Origin of the sequence: Carboxylicivirga caseinilyticus (assembly GCF_050589785.1) — a bacterium.
In the GTDB taxonomy this organism is placed as follows: Bacteria; Bacteroidota; Bacteroidia; order Bacteroidales; family Marinilabiliaceae; genus Carboxylicivirga; species Carboxylicivirga caseinilyticus.
Genome location: NZ_JBNGOX010000027.1, coordinates 58,047 through 76,841, shown reverse-complemented (window position 1 = coordinate 76,841; position 18,795 = coordinate 58,047). Strand labels below are relative to the sequence as shown.

Sequence of the window (18,795 nt, the reverse complement as noted above, 5' to 3'; positions counted from 1 at the left end):
TTGTTCTCAAAAGCGGGTGCAAAATAAGCCAGTTTTTTCTAAACTTCCAAATCAAATTGCACTCTTTTTTTGAAGAAACTCTGTTAATTTGTGTTGTAACTTTGAAGATCTGTCACTTATGACAGAAATTATTTTTCGCTTATTTCAAAGACAAGCTATAAAATACCGTTAATATGGAAATAGAACCTAATTTATTCTGGCATATCATTACGTGTTTAATACAACTTATTGTTCTTATTTGAGCAAAGGTTCTTTACAATTATCAATACAAGCCGCATTTCATATTAAAATTAACGCGGATTTTTTAGCACCTTTGCAAAACTATTAAACAGATTGCCATAAAATGACATTAAGGACATTTTTACTATTAGCTATACTAACAACTTCGTTTGAATTCTCGTTTAGCCAACAAAAGTCAAAAGTACAAGTGTTGCATGCCAACAAAGGAGAAGGCCGCAAAGAACTTGGCCCCAATGTTAGATTATTACTTGGTAATGTTGAGCTCAAGCACCAAAACACTCATATGTTTTGTGATAGCGCATATGTTTATCAGGATTCTAACTACGTTGAAGCCTATCATAACATCCACATTATACAAAACGATTCTATTCATTTATATGGTGATTATCTAACCTATGTGGGATCTATCGGGCTGGCTAAAGTGCGACAAAACGTCAAGGTGGAAAAACAGGATATAATATTGTACACCGATTTTATGGACTTTGATCGCATTAAGAATATTGGTTATTATTATAATGGTGGAGAAGTATTAAGTGGAGACAACAACTTAATTAGTGACTGGGGTTATTACTATCCCGACTATAATGAAGTACATTTTAAAGATTCAGTAGTTGTAACCAACCCTAAGTATACTATTTTTTCAGACACACTTATATATAATACGGTCTCAGAAGTATCAAGCATATTGGGACCAACATTTATTGTTAGCGATGACAATATAATATATAGTGAAGATGGTTATTACGACACCATGCACGATAAAGCAAAGCTTCAGAAAAACAGTTACATTCAAGGTAAAGAGCAATTACTGTTGGGTGACACTATTTTCTACGATCGAAATGATGGTATGGGAGAAGTTTTCAGCAATTTTGAACTCCACGACACAACAAACCATATTATTATAAAAGGTGATTATGGATATTACAACGAAAAGACTGAATATGCCTTAGCTACCGACATGGCTCAATTGCTGCAAATCTATAGGACCGACACCTTGTTTTTACATGCCGATACCTTGAAAGCGGTTCCTTTACCTCAGGACACTAGTAAAATACTCCAGGCCTATTATAATGTGAAGTTTTTCAGGAAAGACATGCAGGGACGTTGTGATTCTATGGTTTATGATTTCAGAGACTCAACAAATACCTTTTATAATACACCTATATTATGGGCACAAAATAACCAGATGACTGCCCAAACAATCAAGCTTTACACACGCAATCAGGCTATGTACAAAGCTGACCTTATTAACTCTGCTTTTGTTGTAGCCCCCGACGACAGTATTTTCTATAATCAGATAAAGGGAAGAAATATGACGGGATATTTTCGAGATAACGACATTTATAAAATAGACGTTGACGGAAATGGACAAACCGTTTACTATCCTAAGGACGACCAATTAACAATTGGAGTTAACAGAGCCGAAAGCAGTAGTCTTACAATTCATCTAAAAAACAGAGCAATTTCTGGTATTATGCTAAAAGGAGATCCTTCAGGAAACCTGAATCCACCTTTAATATTACCAGTTGAAGATGTTCGATTACAAGGATTCATCTGGCTGGATGAAATAAGGCCCAAGAATAAAATGGACATATTCCGAAAAATCGGATTGCCTGAAATGACCGAAGTCACAAAAGTGTATGATGATTATAAGTTTGGAGACGAATAAACAAAATAAAAAAAGGGGCAATCGCCCCTTTTTTGCTCTCTTTAATATTCATCCTCATTAAAGAAAAAGTCTTCCTTACTTGGGTAATCTGGCCAGATATCCTCAATACTCTCAAAAACTTCTCCTTCATCCTCTATTTCCTGAAGATTCTCAATAACTTCAAGAGGGGCGCCTGAACGAATTGCAAAATCGATCAACTCATCTTTCGATGCCGGCCATGGCGCATCTTCTAACTTAGAGGCTAATTCGAGTGTCCAATACATAACAACTCAATTTAACATTAATAATATTGTGTTACTTTATTCTTTTCTTATGTGCGAATATAAAAAAAAAATCTATTCTTACAACTCAGGCAGCCATGGAATTTCATCAACGCCATAATAGTTTGACAAATGACGTGATAAAACAAACAAATAGTCAGACAGTCTGTTAAGATATCTGATAACCCAATTATCTAATTCAAATTCCTCAGCAACATCAAGTACTCTTCGTTCTGCTCTGCGACAAACTGTACGAGCAACATGGCAATTTCCGACAACAGGATGACCTCCTGGTAAAAGAAAACTTTTTAATGGTGGTAAATTATTCTCGAGATGATCCATTTCCAATTCCAATTCCTCGATATGTTCATCACTGTATTTTAATTTACTCCTCATATCAGATACAGATGTATCTGTAGCTAAATATGCTCCAATAGTGAAAAGTTTAGATTGAACAGAAATTAAAGTCTTACTATCAGAATCAGGAATATCATATGATCTTATTAATCCAATAAAACTCATTAATTCATCAATAGTACCATAAGCTTCTAATCGGGCATGATTTTTAGGCACACGGGTACCACCAATTAAACCGGTCAAACCTTTATCCCCGGTTTTAGTATAAACAACACTTTTTTTCATTTAATAATATGTCTACGCTAATTGCTCGACTGGTTTATTAATTGTATCAGATTCAATTAATCCGTCTCTTAGTCGTATAATGCGATGTGCATGTTGGGCTATATCCTCCTCATGAGTTACTAATATAATGGTATTACCTGCTCCGTGAATTTCATCAAACAAATTCATAATATCTACTGAAGTTTTCGAATCCAGATTACCAGTTGGCTCATCAGCTAAAATAATTGAAGGATGATTTACCAATGCTCTCGCAACCGCAACTCTTTGTCGCTGACCACCAGACATTTCATTAGGCTTATGCAACATTCTATTTGTTAGCCCAACTTTCTCCATCACCTCCTCTCCTCTTTTTAAACGATCATGTTTAGGGACACCTGCATAAATAAGAGGTAACATAGCATTTTCAAGAGCGGTGTATCGAGGTAGTAAATTAAATGTCTGGAATACGAACCCAATTTCTTTATTTCTAATCTCAGCTAAACTATCATCACTTAGATGACTAACATCGGTTCCATTTAAAATATACTGCCCGCCTGTTGGAGTATCAAGTGCTCCAATCATATTCATCAAAGTTGACTTTCCTGAACCTGAAGGCCCCATAATAGCCACATATTCACCACGATCTATTGAAAGGGAAACACCTTGAAGTGCTTTTACTGTCTCAGTTCCAACATGGTAGAACTTTGTAATGTTATTGATTTCTATAACTTGTTTTTGCATCTCATAATTTTAGGTATTCCAAATATACTTTTTGTTGACAAGAACAACAAAGTCAGGAATTAATACTTTACAACAAAATGTTGCTTTTTACATTCTTTTCTAAAGAAAATAATTCCAATCTGAAATAAATCAATTGAAACAGTAACCGAAGGATGAGTGTAAATAATTTCCCATGCTTCATCCATTCCTTTTGACCAATGAATATCATCAAAAACAAAGACTGTGTTATTCCATGCTTTTAGAAGACATTGGTTAAAATAATCAATGGTTGCATTCTTTTCATGATGTCCATCAAAGAATACAAAATCCAATTGTTCTAATGACGCTACTATACCTGGTAATACATCCTGAAATTGACCGCTAATCACCTCCACTCCATAACATTTAATTTCTTGCAGATTCTTTCTGGCAATGCTAGCTGTATTTTCGCAACCTTCAATAGAATATACTTTGCAATTACTATCAGGCATAGCCAAATAGCAGGTACTTAAGCCTAATGAGGTTCCCAGTTCAATTATATTTTGCGGTTTAAACTCGTTTACCAAACGAAATAATATTTCCCCGTATTTTTTGTTAATGGATGATTTCTTTTCTAAATCAGACACTTTACGTGATTGAGATGAGAAAGCCGTACTGCCCGCACCATAATCACACATTTCAATTGTTGCCTGAGAAACCTTTAATTTTTTTCTGAATGCATCCATTCTTGGAAAAGCGTAGAAAGGCAGTTTACAATATATGAGTTCGCGAACCAAAGTAAAAACAAACGGACTATGCAAACCATATCCTTTTCTATAACGAGAACGAAACCAATATTTTAGATAACTTTTAAAAAGAAAATAATTCATTAACGAAAATTTTCCGAATATAACAATTAAACCGATCAGCAGAAAACCCAATTTAGAGAATTCTATATCTTTGTTCTTTTTAAATAATAGCATGAGTAAAGGGAAAGGCAAGAAACACAATAGCGGATCAAGTGGACAAAACAGAAAGAAAACAGAAGACTTTCTGCTTCAAAACAAAAACAAACAAGGCATTTACGAAACATCATCCGGATTACAATACGAAATAATTATCGATTCAAATGGTTCAAAACCATCACACAACAGCATCGTTAAAGTGCATCAAAGAGCAATGTTATTGGGTGGCAAGATATTGGATGACACGTATAAAGACGCTACTCCATTAGAATTTAACTTAAACGAAACAATTGAGGGATACACCGAAGGACTACAAATGATGTCAGTTGGTAGTCGCTACCGATTTTTTATCCCTCCTGAATTAGGCTGGGGTAAAAAAGGATCTGGTGGAAGAATCGGTCCATATGCTTTGACCATTTTTGACGTAGCATTAATAGAAATTATCGACTAAATCGAACTTATTTTCAAACTTGGTAAACACTTATTAGTTCACCTTGTTTTAGTTCCATAACCAAGAAGACAATAGTGAAGTCGATGAATGACTATATAAATCAATTAATTGAGCTAATTAACTCAGCTTTTAACAAATCCAATCATTGTAAGCACGACATTGATGATGATGATTACATCAATGAATTTGCGGATCAATATATTAATGGTACTCCTGTAAAAATTTCAGAAAAAACGGGAATTGAAAAATATCAATTCCCTTCAGTGGATAAACTTTCAAATGATCAAATTGAAATAATCTTACCTATAATAGAAGATTTATTGCATAGTTACAATTGGGAATTTGTATTTCCCGAAAATGTATCTAACGATGTTAAGTATGGATTTATCACTGCCAAATGGGACACAAAGCATGTTTATTGTCAGCAAGGTATTGTACAAATTGAGACTTGTAAGTTTGATGACGAAGACTGTCCTTTTCCAATGCATTGCTCCATATGCAATAAGTTTAAGGACAGTGCAGATACTGACCATGTTCTTTGTAAAGGAGAAGTCGACTTTGATTCTTTGACTCCTGATTTTGACAAAGAAACAACTCCCGAAATGCGGAAAAACATTGACCGCTTCAAAGACTTAATGCGCAAAAGCAATTCTTCGTCTTTCATTACCGGTATTCATAATTACTGCGATGGCAGATGCAACATTTGTAAATTCACTAAACAATGTAGTTCATATGCACTTAATGAAGAATTAAACAATGCTACTAATAATAATGGTGATGATTCAGATGATCAATTAATGGTTATCCTTAAGGCTACAACCGAATTTATTGAAGAAGAACTAGATAAGAGGGGCATAGATGCTTCTGAAACCATAAACGAATTATCTAAGGCTGAGGCCGAAGACAATACAACAAAACATTCTCTTGAAATAAAATCTGAATCTTATGCCGAAAAAGTAAAACGATGGCTTGATTCCAATCAAAGAGAAATCGAAAGTCGCATAATTGCCGATCAGGACTTAATTAAACATTGTTTTGAAAGTATCACCTGGTTTCAGTTGTTTATACCAACAAAAATAAGTAGGGCATTAATTCCTATAAAAAGTAATGATTCATCTTCTATGGATAAATATGACAGTAACGGATCGGCAAAAGTTGCTTTATTAGGTATTGATGAGTCTATTTGGGCCTGGAACAATCTTATGGATGCTATCCCTCAAAAAGAAGATAGTATTTTAAATATATTAAGAAATCTTTCAGAAATCAGATCAGAACTAGAGCAATTATTTCCTGAAGCCAGACAATTTAAGAGACCGGGATTTGACACTGATGAAGACTAAAACAAAAATCTGAGAGAAACATAGTGGAAAATTTAAGAATTGCTATAAATTCAAAAAAAGTGTCTCTCTCAGATATTAACGAATCTTAACGATTCGATTATTATTGCTTACCGTTGCAAGCAATCTCGCAGCAGCGTTGTGCCACATAAATTTTCGTGTCTGTAAAACTATAATTTTATTTGACAGATTGAACCTCTTGATTCAAATATTTGTTTAAAAAGCTTAATTTTTTCTGATTCTCTTATCAAATCATTGATAGAACCACATTTTGCAGCTAAAAACCTTATAAGTAAAAGAAACTATCCTTTTAATAAAATGATATTTCAAAGATAAAATCCTTTACCAGCAGAGTTACATCTTAATTGCCAATATATAAATCAGTTAGAAAACACAAACTACTTAATTTATTTATTAAATGCAAATTTACCTTGTAAGTACTCCACTATTATACCTTGGACTATTATTATAAATGATATAACATCTGATCAATGGCCTGAAAAACCTGATGTCCTTCATCAAAAACCTTTAAAAAATAGTTTCTCGATTCCTTAAGTAATCGCTTGGTCTTCCCTTTATGTCCCATTTCATATTCAAGTTTTGCCATATGAAATAGTAAATTACCGCATGCTTCCGCATCATTATCTGCCTGTTCCAAATTTTCTTCAAATATTCTTTTCAACATTTCCTGTTGCTCTTCCTGTTTAAACATATCCAAAAGTTCCTGCAGCAGATCCGGTGAATAAATATTTTGTTCTACAAGTTCTTGAGCCATAGTAGTAGCTTCATCAAAGCGATTTGCATGAAGATATGATTTTAAAAGATACAACTGATTAGGCTTATAGTCAGGCGAAAGATTATTAGCCTTAATAAAATAGGTTAAAGCTTCCTCGTTTTGTTCCAGTTTACCGTACAAAATACCAGTAATGCGCGCTGCATCACCTTTTTTTAATGAATCTTCATACATTTCATATGCTCTTGCAGCCGAGGTAAGACCTTCAGAAAACATTCCATCAAGTAAACATGATACCGCGAGGTTATAATGGGTAAGGGCATCTTCTTTTAATAGTAAAGACTTATTAAACCAATAACGTGCCTCATGATAATTCTCTGTCAATGTATTAAAATAGCCCATTGCATACAGGCTGTAATAATCATAAACTCCATTTTTATATGCCTGAACAAAGTAATATTGACTCTGATCCAACAACCATTCAGACTTTCTACCCCAGCGATCTCCAAACTGAAGAAAAACTGCATTATAGTATTTGGCAAGTTGCAAATGAAGTCTGAAGTCTGAAGGATGCAGCTCCATCTGTTGCATTAATAAAGTATCAACCGGAATATACCATTGTGTTGAATTAGATTGTTCATTTTTCCTTATTTCTTCCAAAGTCTCTCCCGTACGTAAATTGACAAATCCATAGCTCCGATGATAATAGCTTGATGCATAATAATCAAGTGCGAAAGCTGATTGAGCAAGGATTAGTTCCAGTGAATCTGATTGATATTTTTGATTTAGTAACTCAAAAGCATCAGAATATTGTTCTTTGGAAATCAAAGTATCCAGCTCATTATTAGAATACTGAGCCACAACTACGGTATACAACCCACCGAAAACAATAAATAATAGAAGCTTATACATTAACACAATATACAACTATTATTAAGACCTTTGACAGCTCCATAAAACAACTTTACATTCTGCATTTTATTTTCATTTAATGATGAATAAATAAACAATAATCTATTTTAAAACATTTGAAATCATATTAAATATATAACCTAAAACAAAATTTACTTTTTTACGTATTTCATGCAATATTGTCAATTTTAATATTGACACTGCGTTTAAAAGGGGGTATTTCATGTTTGAACAGCTAGAGAAAATAATAAAAAAAGAAGTTTCTTTTTCAGCCGATTTTTGGGAGGAATTGAAAAATTGTGCTGAAAATATTTACATTAAAAAAAACGAACACCTTATTCATCAGGGTGAAGTTTGCAGATATGGATATTTTTTAAACAGAGGAAGCCTAATTCATTATTTTCAGAGTGAGAATGGTAAAGAAACTGTATTAAGTTTTTATGTTGACCATTATTACCAATTTTTATCTTCACCATTAAGCTATTTTAATGAAATTGGAAGCACCTTTGAAATAAAAGCACTGGAAGATTGCAAATTAATTGCTTTCCACAAAGATAATCTGGAGAAACTCTCGCAAAAATATCCAGACTTTGCTGTGTTCTATCATAAAATAACAGCTACCGCATTGCACAATATGTATTTGTACACCGCCATGAGGCTATCCCTTTCTGCCGAAGACTTTCTTATCTATCTAATGAAGAATATGTCTGCAATTTTTGAGCGCATACCAGATAAGTACATTGCACAATTTGTGGGTGTTAGTGGCGAATGGCTGTGCAAGGTGAAAAAGAAAATATTAATTACCAACAATATTTAATTTCTATTTTAATACGAAATTGAACTAGTTCAATTTTCACGGAATCTGCTTTTCCTATTTTTGCCTCACCTCCTTAACCATTTGTCGGTAAACAACTAAAAAGAAAAATAATAGCTTATGTTTCTATTCGAATCAATCTCTTGGCAGTCAGGACTAATGTGGTTTGCTGTTGTAGCGGGTTTAATGCTTATCAATGAAGTAACGAGATCAAGTAAAGCCCTATCATATTTATTTTATATTGCAGTACCCATTGCACTTACACTTTTCATATGGCCCCAAACAGCTGGTGCCAATTCGAGCACAGGCACATGGTTTCATTGGGTTAAAGTATATTCTTCCCTAGCTGGTGTTTTAGGATTTATGTATTTACGATACAACGCAAAAGCATCTAAGAATAAGTATTTGCTGCTATTCCCACCAATTATTCTTTCGGTTAATATACTAGAAGCAGTTATTCGCGATTTTGAAGTTTATGCCTTGTACAGTGGAGACAATTTTGGCACTGAAATTAATAATATTGTTATGCAAGGTGGATCTTGGAATATTATGAATGGAATTGCCGGAATTTTAAATATCCTTGCTATTTCTGGTTGGATGGGAATATTTATAACAAAAGGCAAAAAATATAAAGACATGATTTGGCCTGATATGTTATGGTGGTGGATTATTTCTTACGACATCTGGAATTTTGCGTATGTATACAATTGCGTATCAGATCATGCCTATTATGCAGGTGCTGGCTTACTAATTTCTTGCACTATACCAGCGTTCTTAATGGGTAAAGGAGCCTGGTTACAACATCGTGCACAAACATTGGCAATTTGGATGATGTTTACTATGAGTTTTCCGGCATTCTCTGACAGCTCTGTTTTTGCAGTTAAATCATCACACAGCACTACAGCATTATGGGCAGTCAGTTTCCTTGCTTTGTTAAGCAATGTTCTACTCATTGTTTTTCATATTTATAAAATAATAAAAAACAAACGCAATCCTTTAAAACAGGAAATTTACATTGATGAATTAGCATACAAAAAATTACTATTGAAAAAATAAATTTAACAGAATCCACTAATGCAGCTTGTTTCATAATGATCCCATTTTAATATCAGGGCGGGCAAACAAGCTGTATTAGTGGCTTTTATTGTAGCAATAATTTATAAAAATACATTTGACCTCCGAACTGAAGTCTTAAAATCACAACCTGTTTTTTCCGGTTGCCAATATGAAATATAGCTCTTCCTTCTAATAAATTTCCGTTTCCTTCTTGAATCTTTCGGCCCAAAAGATCATAAACAGACCAGTTAAAATTTGTTGTGTTTACATCTATTGAATTCAACTCAATCATGTTATTATATATACGAATCTCTGGTTTATCTTCATTGTTCACAATGTCTGTAACAATATCGGCAACCAGATTTATATTATCGATAGCAGCCCCCATACCCCTTTGATAATAATCATCGTAATAAAATGCAATCTGAATATTCGATTTGGCAAATTCAGGTGGAATCGTGAGTTCATAAGATTTCCATTTTGAGCTTTGCCCCAATTCTGCTATTGTTGTCCAATTTTCATCTCCAGCCTGTCTGCATAATACAAACAAATCATCTATCACTCCGTATGTCTCTGTCATCAAAATATAATCAAATGAAAGTCTAATATTTTCCACATTAGACAAATCTACAGGAGGTGATATAGCTTTATCACTAACATGAATACTACCAGACATTATTCCGGAATCAATCCATAAAAAGGGGGTTTCATTTTCATCAAAACGTAAATAGTATGATGTTAATGAATCTCTGTTGCCCCATCTCCATCCAGTTTTTTCTTCCTTGATAATCCATCCTTCCTTTCCTTCATCAAAAGTTGTTAAATAAGGAATGTATTTTTCTTCTGTAATTGACACATTGATTGTATTACTAGGAAGACTTTCCTGTATCTTTTCTTTTAAATAATTAGCAGTAATAAATAATTGATAGTCTATCCCGTCTTGTAAATCAGCAATTATAAAGCAAGTATCCTCACATTGGTTAAAATATTGATGATTCAGATAGATCTTATAATTAACCGGTTTAATATCCGGGGCATTCCAGATCAGTTTCATTGCTCCTTCTTCCAATCGATAACCCAGATTTTTGGGTGGCTGTATTCCACTATTTACCACCTGACCATCACAAATTAAACTAAATGATTGACTGGAGCCTGCCGAAATCTTTGCTCCATTCACCTTTATCTGATATACTCCCGGTAAAGGATTATTTAAAACAATTTGTTCGACATTATCAAGATAGTTAACTCCATGAATAGCTGCTCCATCAGGATTTAATGGGTCCAGTATCCAAGGATAATAAATATTGCCCTGATCATCTGCCAGTGTTACATCCAAATCATTAACCAGATTGGGAGTAACATTTTCTTCTAACTGGTTATCAACAGTACCAGGAAGATCTGTCCAGCAAAGAGTAATTTTTAATTGTTCAGTATTTTCTCCAACTTCAATCTGATAAATATTACAATCATCACTTATTACCAAATCCTCAGTGATCATTTCACCACCAGAATCAACATTCTTTTTTAATAAGTTTGCTGCCTTAAATGCATTTATCAATCCATAGCCATATTTGTAATCCGGACCATCACTCTCACCGCATTCATCTGCAGTTTGAATTAATAGCCCCTTAACAGTTGATGACCTGAGATATATTTCTGGTTGTAATTGTTGTTGTAATTGCAGTAACAAAGCGATTACTCCTGTCGCATTGGCAGCGGCCATTGAAGTTCCGGAATATGATATATAATCCGATTCACCACTTGCAATACAGGAATAAACTCCCGAACCATTAGCCACAACATCGGGTTTAATTCTTCCATCAGAAGTTGGCCCCCATGAACTATACAATTCAATATCAACCGACTCCGCATCCGTATAACCATTAGGCAAATCATTAACCGCACCAACAACAAGTGAGTTCTTTGAAACGGCCATTGAACTAACCGTTTGATATCCCGACTCTCCTCCATCAATAGCATGAGTATCATTTTCTTTCACCCAGCCATCATTCCAGTCATAATGAGTAAGCGGTTGCTCCGAAGGCCCCTCACCTCTATCATTACCCGCTGATTTTACAATAAGAAAATTTGGCGCATTGTATGTGATATAATCTAAATCCCAACAAATGGAATCGTAATACCCAAAATCAACATCCTTATCCTGATCCAAAGAGACATCTCCATACCAAAACCAATATTCGTTTGATGCATTATAGCTCCATCCGCAGATTTTCCCATATGAATGGTTTGACAACAATAAATTCTCAGATGCCGCTACTGCCATTTCTGAAATATTATTGTTAAAATCATAAGCCAATATTTTAGCATCTGATGCAATTCCCTTACTCAGTGAATCAACTCCAGCTGCTTTAATAGTTCCAGCAACATGGGTTGAATGATTCAATGAAAATGAAGGATTATCTCTTTGCCAGATTTTTTCTGGGTTTACTACAAATTCCTGATGTTCCTGATAAACCTTTCCACCATCCCATAAACCAACCTCAATCAGATTACCATTTAATGAAAACGCTGAATCGACATCAGGCCATAAAAGATTAGCTGAAACAGTATTTGAAGCATTAATATTATCAGTATTGAAATAAACAGGTTTCCCATTGATAAAATATTGAAGAATGATAACTCCTCCATTGCGGGTTGGCTCAATAATGTTTAATCCATACTTTTTAGCCAGTAATTGGGCTCTATTGTTTTTATCTATGAAACTTTTTGATTTCTCTGATGCAAAATTTAAGAGTTTATATTTTTGAATATCACTATTTTTAACAGCATCATTTTGTGCATGGCTAACACCATACATGATGCAAATAGCAATTATAATAAAAGATAGTTTCATAATAACTTAAAAATACCAGCCATCGTATAATGGCTGGTTAAAAGTATGATTACTGAGATCAAGGCTGGTTTGGTAATCAACGTACCCAAACTATATTACTATCTTCATGTACATACTCCAATACCTGATTACAATCATCAGCAAATTGAGCAAATCCTCCAACATTTTCGTACTTCGCCCACTTATGATCCGACCTGATGGTAAATGAAGGAGCCTCGCCATAACCCATATCAACACCAAAATCAAAAAGATCCAACACACTAAACACGGCTAATGGTTCTGAACTATATTCTCCATTCCACACAAGAAATCCTATCTTAACATCCTTCCAAAAATCTTCTCTGTTATAGTTAAATGCTGTATAATCGGCATATTTATTATTTAAATCATCTTCTATGAAGGTCGGTCCTATAATGGATTTGAATCCATTTAAATATTCCAACTTATTAACATTTACTGTTCCTGTTTTATCATTGGCTGCAGAAATACAACCGGCTGCACATTTAAGATAACTATACTGCCAATTAGAAAAGAAATTGTATAAATTCTGGTATCCTTTTGCTAGACAGTGATCAATAATTCCACTGTAACCACCTTTCATCATCAAATTTTGATAAATAGCCATGTTCTCGCGAGGAGAATCAATTGTTTTTTCAGTACCATCGGGACGAATACCAAATAACCGGCCACAGAAATCTACTTGCAGAGAACTTTCTTCTACTTCGGACAAACCCAACAAAGCCTCTTCAAAAGCCTGATCCAATACACTTTGAGGTGCCCTAAAGATACTAGTCCTGCCAAAATCAACTTCCATTGGACCATAAATATTACCATCATCTGCTGGAGTTGAGTGTTCGATACCCAATAGATCTGCAAATAAATTAGGTATAATCTCACCCTCTTCAGGATCAATTACACACACAAACTGAAGAAGTTCATCATTAAGTTCATAGGTATATGGTTCACCATTAATGTATGCCAATGGTTGAACAAAGCCTGATCTATAAATTGGTGCTCCATCTTCATTTCGTAAAATGAAATATAAATCACCATACAAAGTACCTAAATCAGTAGATCCTTTATTACCTCTCTGACCATATTCCGGACCAACATCAGATGGGCGATCACCCTCCAGACTATTCATTCCTTCTCCCCACTTTTCACAGCCAACAAAAGCCGCAGCAAGAAACATTAACCAAATAATAAATCCCGTTTTCTTCATGACCAACAAATTTAAATTAGCAAGGTGTTTTAGTTTATTCTATTTATCTTAATTACTATTGATTGAATTACAAACAGCAATCATCTAAAATTGAAGTAAACCGTAATTAACTATAAATTTAATTGGTCCATGAATAGCCTTCAATACGCAGTAAATTGAATCAGACTAAGTATTTTGTTGATTGTAACTACCCAATAAGTGCAGATTCACATTTCATTCTTTTACACCCAACACAGAATTTTTCACCAGGCGAATCCAGAATACCCTCCCTGCATGCATACCGTATTAATCCGATGTAGTTTTTAGTTCCGAACTTATACATTATATTTTTTCGGTGAGTTCTAACAGTTGCCTCACTAATATTGAGTTTCTCGGCAATTTCTTTTGATCTTTTCATACAAACCAATTCTACCAAAACATCCTTCTCTCGCTCTGTTAACAATGGTTTTGTATTTTTTTGATGAAGCTTTTTAGTTAATAATTCAGTTATTGGGCCACAAAAATATTTAAATCCATTATTTACTTTATTTATGGCTTCAAACAAACTATCCTTACAACAGGTCTTTAGAACGAATGCATCCAGCCCTTCACTAAGTAATAACTCAACAAACTCATTATCTATTAAATATCCTAACAAAATTACTTTACCTTCTTTGTTTTTCAACAATCTCACACTACATAGTGTCTTTGCATCCGGATAGGTTCCTTCCAATAAATATATTGAATCATGACTATTTACCCAAGTATTTATTTTACTATGATGAAAAACCTTAGAAACCCTTAAGTCCTTTTTTGCATTTATAAGAGCATATAATGCATCACCCCACATTTGATGGGTGTATATGATAGAAACATTAAGAGCCATAATTAAAGTAGTTTGTTCCAATCAAATTACCACCAAATTTTTTAAAAATCCAGTCTAAACTCTTTTTAATCAGCATTTATATAATTTCAGGATCCATTTTTATTTATGACTATAACTAATTTGATAATTGACTATTAGACTATTTCCTATTTATCTACATTATTATATTTATCATTATGTATTACATACACAATTATGTTTACATTTTAACTCTCAGGCATTATTGCTTACTAAGCATTTAAATTTTCAACTTATAATTGATTTCCTTATTTAACTGTTTATGTGCTATTACTTACAATAATGGTATAGATGAACATGGATGGAATTTTATCGACTCTATTCCTGACTTATAAATATTAGCTAACACTAATTTCATACGAGGTGCTTTTGTAAATAAGCGCCTCTTTTTTTTACTTCTTCGTGATATAAAAATAAATGGTCGGTTTTTTATTATTTTTGCTGCATGTCTGAATTGGCGGCACTAAATATCACATATCTTCCGGGAGTTGGTCCAAAGAAAGCAGAGCTTTTACAAAAAGAGCTTAAGGTTGCTTCATATGAGGATCTGTTATACTATTTCCCATATAAATATGTTGACAGAAGCAAGTTTTATTCCATTCGGGATATCAATTCCAAGTTAGCTTACATTCAGGTGAAAGGCCGTTTTACCTCCTTAAAAACAGTTGGAACTGGTAGACAAAGTCGATTAACAGCCATGTTTTCTGATGGAACCGGTGTTATTGAGTTGGTATGGTTTAAAGGACAGAAGTATGTAAAAGAAAACATCAACCTTAATGCCGAATATATCATTTTTGGAAAGCCAACTGCATTTAATGGACAAATAAACATTGTGCATCCCGAGATGGATAAAGTTGAAAACGGTCAGTATAAAATTGCGGCTGCTTTGCAGGGATTTTATAATACAACCGAAAAAATGAAGAAAGGCTTTTTAAATTCGAAAGCCATTCAAAAACTTCAGCAAAACATCTTTTTATCCTTTCAAGGTAAAATACCTGAGACATTACCAGCATTTCTAATTCAAAAATATAAGCTACTAAATTTACACGAGAGCCTTAAAATTGTTCATTTTCCACCCAATACCCAAATATTAGAAAAGGCTCAATTCAGGCTAAAATTTGAAGAGTTGTTTTATATCCAGCTCAATATATTGAAACAACGAAACCAACGCGGTAAAAACATTATTGGTCACAACTTTTCAAGAGTTGGAGATTACCTGCATTCTTTTTACGAACAGAAACTACCATTTGAACTTACGAATTCACAAAAACGGGTCATTAAAGAAATACGACGCGATATGGGTTCGGGAAAGCAAATGAACCGGTTACTACAAGGCGATGTTGGTTCAGGTAAAACACTGGTTGCCTTAATGGTCATGTTAATTGCTTTAGACAATAATTTTCAGGCATGCCTGATGGCTCCTACCGAAATACTGGCAACACAACATTTCGAAACTATTTCGGAAATGCTTGAAGGTTTAAACGTGACCTGCGCTCTTTTAACAGGATCGACTAAAAAGAAAGAACGAAACCGCATTGATGCAGAACTCACATCCGGCAAATTACAAATCTTGATTGGTACGCATGCTCTTCTGGAAGACAAAGTAACTTTTAATAACCTGGGTTTGGTTGTAATTGACGAGCAACATCGATTTGGTGTTGCACAGCGCGCCAAACTTTGGAAAAAGAACCATCAGCCGCCACATATACTGGTCATGACAGCTACCCCAATTCCCAGAACGCTTGCCATGACAATTTATGGTGACCTGGATGTCTCAGTAATTGATGAGCTACCGCCGGGCCGAAAGCCTATTGAAACAGCTCATTACTTCCATAACAGAAGAAATAATCTGAATAAATTCATAAAAGGCGAGCTCGATAAAGGCCGACAGGTATACGTTGTCTATCCATTAATTGAAGAATCTGAAAAAATGGATTTTAAAAACCTTGCAGAAGGTTATGAATACATGCAACGGATTTTTACCGACTATAAGGTAAGCATGGTACATGGAAAGATGAAGCCTGCAGAGAAAGATGAAGCCATGCAATCGTTTTCTTCAGGTCAATCGCAGATTTTGGTTTCTACAACCGTTATTGAGGTAGGAGTAAATGTACCCAATGCTTCCGTTATGGTGATTGAAAGTGCTGAAAGATTTGGTCTTTCGCAACTTCACCAGTTAAGAGGAAGAGTGGGTCGAGGAGCTGAACAAAGCTTTTGTATTCTAATGACAAGCTATAAGTTATCGGAAGACACCCGGAAAAGGATGGATATTATGACCCGATCTACAGATGGTTTTGAAATAGCTGAAGCAGATTTAAAACTACGGGGACCAGGTGATTTAGAAGGTACTCAGCAATCAGGCTTACCTTTTTCATTAAAAATTGCCAACCTTGGTAAAGATGGTCAGATACTTCAATTCGCCCGTCAGGTTGCTGAAGCAATTTTAAATGAGGATCCATTTCTTGAAAAGGAGGAACATGGTATTCTTAACAGACAGTTAACCAAGTTATCAAGAGAAAAATTAAATTGGAGTTTAATTAGCTAATTTTTTCTTTATTTAATTAGAGATTTTTTTCTTTATAATACTAAGAACACCAATTAGTTAAACACTTTTTACCTATAGTATTCTATCTAATAGCTATTTAACTGTAAGTAAATCACCTTATTTTTATTCATTCTAAATACAAATACCCTAACTGATTTAAAAGAAAACCTTTACATTATTACATTTGTGGCGCTACGAATTCAGGGTTATCATGTCAGAATTGGATTACATAGAGCACGAAGGAATTGTTGAAGAAGCTAATCATCAACATATTAAGGTTCGAATAGTTAATGAAAGCGCCTGCGCTTCCTGTCATGCTAAAGGTGCATGCACCACAGCTGATCTTCAGGACAAACTAATCGACGTTTATCAAACTATAAGTAATATATCAGTAGGTCAAAAGGTAATGCTACTGGGCAAGAAATCTCTTGCTCCTAAAGCAGTTTTGCTGGCCTACGTTTTTCCACTTGTACTGATATTAGCCACCTTAATAATCGTTTTTTATGTTACCAATAACGAATTGTTAGCTGGCATTTCTTCTCTCCTGATTTTGGTTCCTTATTTTGCAATTATCTATTTTATGAGGAACAAACTTGAACGAACATTTTCATTTACAATAAAACATCAAATCAACTAGATATGAATGTTGTTCTGATAACTATAATCTCACTTGGTGCATTAGGAACTTTGTCGGCCATAATACTATACTTTGTGGCTCAAAAATTCAAGGTTTTTGAAGATCCCAGGATTGACCAGGTTGAAGAGGTTTTGCCCGCTGCCAATTGTGGTGGATGCGGATTTCCGGGCTGTAGAGCTTTTGCTGAAGCATTGGTAAAGGCCGATGACATTTCGAATCTTAATTGTCCGGTTGGTGGAGCTGATACTATGAGTGCTGCTGCCGGTATTTTAGGAAAAGAAGTTGCTGCTGCTGCACCAATGGTAGCTGTTGTTCGATGTAACGGAACTTGCGACAATCGTCCGAAGACTTCGAAATACGACGGAGCTTCATCATGTACCATCGCTTCGTCGTTGTACGGAGGTGAAACTGGCTGCTCGTATGGTTGTTTAGGCTTGGGCGAATGTGTGGATGCCTGTAACTTTAATGCCATGTACATGGATGAAAAAACAGGATTGCCGGTTATTATCGAAGACAACTGTGTATCGTGTGGAGCATGTGTTACAGCTTGTCCTAAAAACATTATTGAATTGCGTAAAAAAGGGCCTAAGAGTCGACGCATCTATGTATCATGTGTTAATAAAGACAAAGGAGCACCAGCTAAAAAAGCTTGTTCTGCAGCTTGTATTGGGTGCGGAAAATGTGTTAAAACATGTCCGTTCGAAGCAATTACCCTGGAAAATAATCTTGCATACATCGATTACGAAAAATGTAAGTTATGTCGCAAGTGTGTGGATGTTTGTCCTACCAATGCCATTACTGAACTGAATTTTCCACCTAAGAAGCCAAAGGTAGAAACTGCAGAAGCAGCTGAATAGAGATAATTAAAGTCATTGAAAACAAAAATAAAATAGGAGG

Annotated in this window: 16 protein-coding genes; 8 read left to right on the top strand and 8 right to left on the bottom strand. The window is 34.6% G+C overall.

Translation table 11 applies throughout. The annotated features are described in order from the left end of the window. Positions 1-343: 343 nt before the first annotated feature. Entirely contained in the window at positions 344-1,909 is a 1,566-nt protein-coding gene (locus tag ACRD62_RS14220; RefSeq protein WP_430820773.1) for an OstA-like protein, read from the top strand. A 41-nt stretch (positions 1,910-1,950) separates the two neighbouring features. On the opposite strand, the gene ACRD62_RS14215 is transcribed toward ACRD62_RS14220, so the two are convergent. The 4 genes from ACRD62_RS14215 to ACRD62_RS14200 form a co-directional block, all read right to left on the bottom strand. Further along, a complete protein-coding gene (locus ACRD62_RS14215) occupies positions 1,951-2,172 on the bottom strand; it encodes a DUF2795 domain-containing protein (protein WP_143304314.1) in 222 nt (73 codons plus the stop codon). 78 nt (positions 2,173-2,250) lie between these two features. Then, on the bottom strand, positions 2,251-2,811 hold the full coding sequence (locus ACRD62_RS14210) for a cob(I)yrinic acid a,c-diamide adenosyltransferase (protein ID WP_430820772.1): 561 nt from the start codon (positions 2,809-2,811) through the stop codon (positions 2,251-2,253). 12 nt (positions 2,812-2,823) lie between these two features. Continuing rightward, positions 2,824-3,531, bottom strand: coding sequence for an ABC transporter ATP-binding protein (locus tag ACRD62_RS14205; protein ID WP_321412655.1), 708 nt, complete (start codon positions 3,529-3,531; stop codon positions 2,824-2,826). Positions 3,532-3,590: 59 nt separating this feature from the next. Continuing rightward, positions 3,591-4,379, bottom strand: coding sequence for an O-methyltransferase (locus ACRD62_RS14200; RefSeq protein WP_430820771.1), 789 nt, complete (start codon positions 4,377-4,379; stop codon positions 3,591-3,593). Between the two features lie 91 nt (positions 4,380-4,470). Between ACRD62_RS14200 and ACRD62_RS14195 the strand changes: the two genes are divergently transcribed. Together ACRD62_RS14195 and ACRD62_RS14190 are read left to right on the top strand one after the other, a co-directional pair. Continuing rightward, complete coding sequence (locus tag ACRD62_RS14195) at positions 4,471-4,905, top strand: FKBP-type peptidyl-prolyl cis-trans isomerase (RefSeq protein WP_430820770.1); 435 nt, start codon at positions 4,471-4,473, stop codon at positions 4,903-4,905. 83 nt (positions 4,906-4,988) lie between these two features. Then, positions 4,989-6,245: a hypothetical protein gene (locus ACRD62_RS14190; RefSeq protein WP_430820769.1), complete on the top strand. Its 1,257-nt coding sequence runs from the start codon at positions 4,989-4,991 to the stop codon at positions 6,243-6,245. A 463-nt stretch (positions 6,246-6,708) separates the two neighbouring features. Here the strand turns inward: ACRD62_RS14190 and ACRD62_RS14185 are convergent, their stop codons facing one another. Then, positions 6,709-7,887, bottom strand: a complete 1,179-nt coding sequence (locus tag ACRD62_RS14185; protein ID WP_430820768.1) for a tetratricopeptide repeat protein — start codon at positions 7,885-7,887, stop codon at positions 6,709-6,711. A gap of 223 nt (positions 7,888-8,110) precedes the next feature. On the opposite strand from ACRD62_RS14185, the gene ACRD62_RS14180 reads away from it, so the two are divergent. Then, positions 8,111-8,704 (top strand): Crp/Fnr family transcriptional regulator, encoded by a 594-nt coding sequence (locus ACRD62_RS14180; protein WP_430820767.1) that lies wholly within the window; start codon positions 8,111-8,113, stop codon positions 8,702-8,704. A gap of 117 nt (positions 8,705-8,821) precedes the next feature. Continuing rightward, the gene (locus tag ACRD62_RS14175) at positions 8,822-9,757 is read left to right on the top strand and encodes a DUF5692 family protein (protein WP_430820766.1); all 936 of its coding nucleotides are present in this window, start codon (positions 8,822-8,824) and stop codon (positions 9,755-9,757) included. 85 nt (positions 9,758-9,842) lie between these two features. Here the strand turns inward: ACRD62_RS14175 and ACRD62_RS14170 are convergent, their stop codons facing one another. The 3 genes from ACRD62_RS14170 to ACRD62_RS14160 all read right to left on the bottom strand — a co-directional run bounded on the left by ACRD62_RS14170 (position 9,843) and on the right by ACRD62_RS14160 (position 14,698). Next, entirely contained in the window at positions 9,843-12,611 is a 2,769-nt protein-coding gene (locus tag ACRD62_RS14170) for a S8 family serine peptidase (protein ID WP_430820765.1), read from the bottom strand. 76 nt (positions 12,612-12,687) lie between these two features. Continuing rightward, entirely contained in the window at positions 12,688-13,833 is a 1,146-nt protein-coding gene (locus ACRD62_RS14165; RefSeq protein ID WP_430820764.1) for a hypothetical protein, read from the bottom strand. 187 nt (positions 13,834-14,020) lie between these two features. Next, the gene (locus ACRD62_RS14160) at positions 14,021-14,698 is read right to left on the bottom strand and encodes a response regulator transcription factor (RefSeq protein ID WP_430820763.1); all 678 of its coding nucleotides are present in this window, start codon (positions 14,696-14,698) and stop codon (positions 14,021-14,023) included. Between the two features lie 463 nt (positions 14,699-15,161). Between ACRD62_RS14160 and recG the strand changes: the two genes are divergently transcribed. The 3 genes from recG to ACRD62_RS14145 all read left to right on the top strand — a co-directional run bounded on the left by recG (position 15,162) and on the right by ACRD62_RS14145 (position 18,755). Then, positions 15,162-17,261, top strand: coding sequence for an ATP-dependent DNA helicase RecG (gene recG / locus ACRD62_RS14155; RefSeq protein WP_430820762.1), 2,100 nt, complete (start codon positions 15,162-15,164; stop codon positions 17,259-17,261). Positions 17,262-17,472: 211 nt separating this feature from the next. After that, positions 17,473-17,898, top strand: a complete 426-nt coding sequence (locus ACRD62_RS14150) for a SoxR reducing system RseC family protein (protein WP_430820761.1) — start codon at positions 17,473-17,475, stop codon at positions 17,896-17,898. 2 nt (positions 17,899-17,900) lie between these two features. Next, positions 17,901-18,755 (top strand): Fe-S cluster domain-containing protein, encoded by an 855-nt coding sequence (locus ACRD62_RS14145; RefSeq protein WP_430820760.1) that lies wholly within the window; start codon positions 17,901-17,903, stop codon positions 18,753-18,755. Positions 18,756-18,795: the final 40 nt, after the last annotated feature.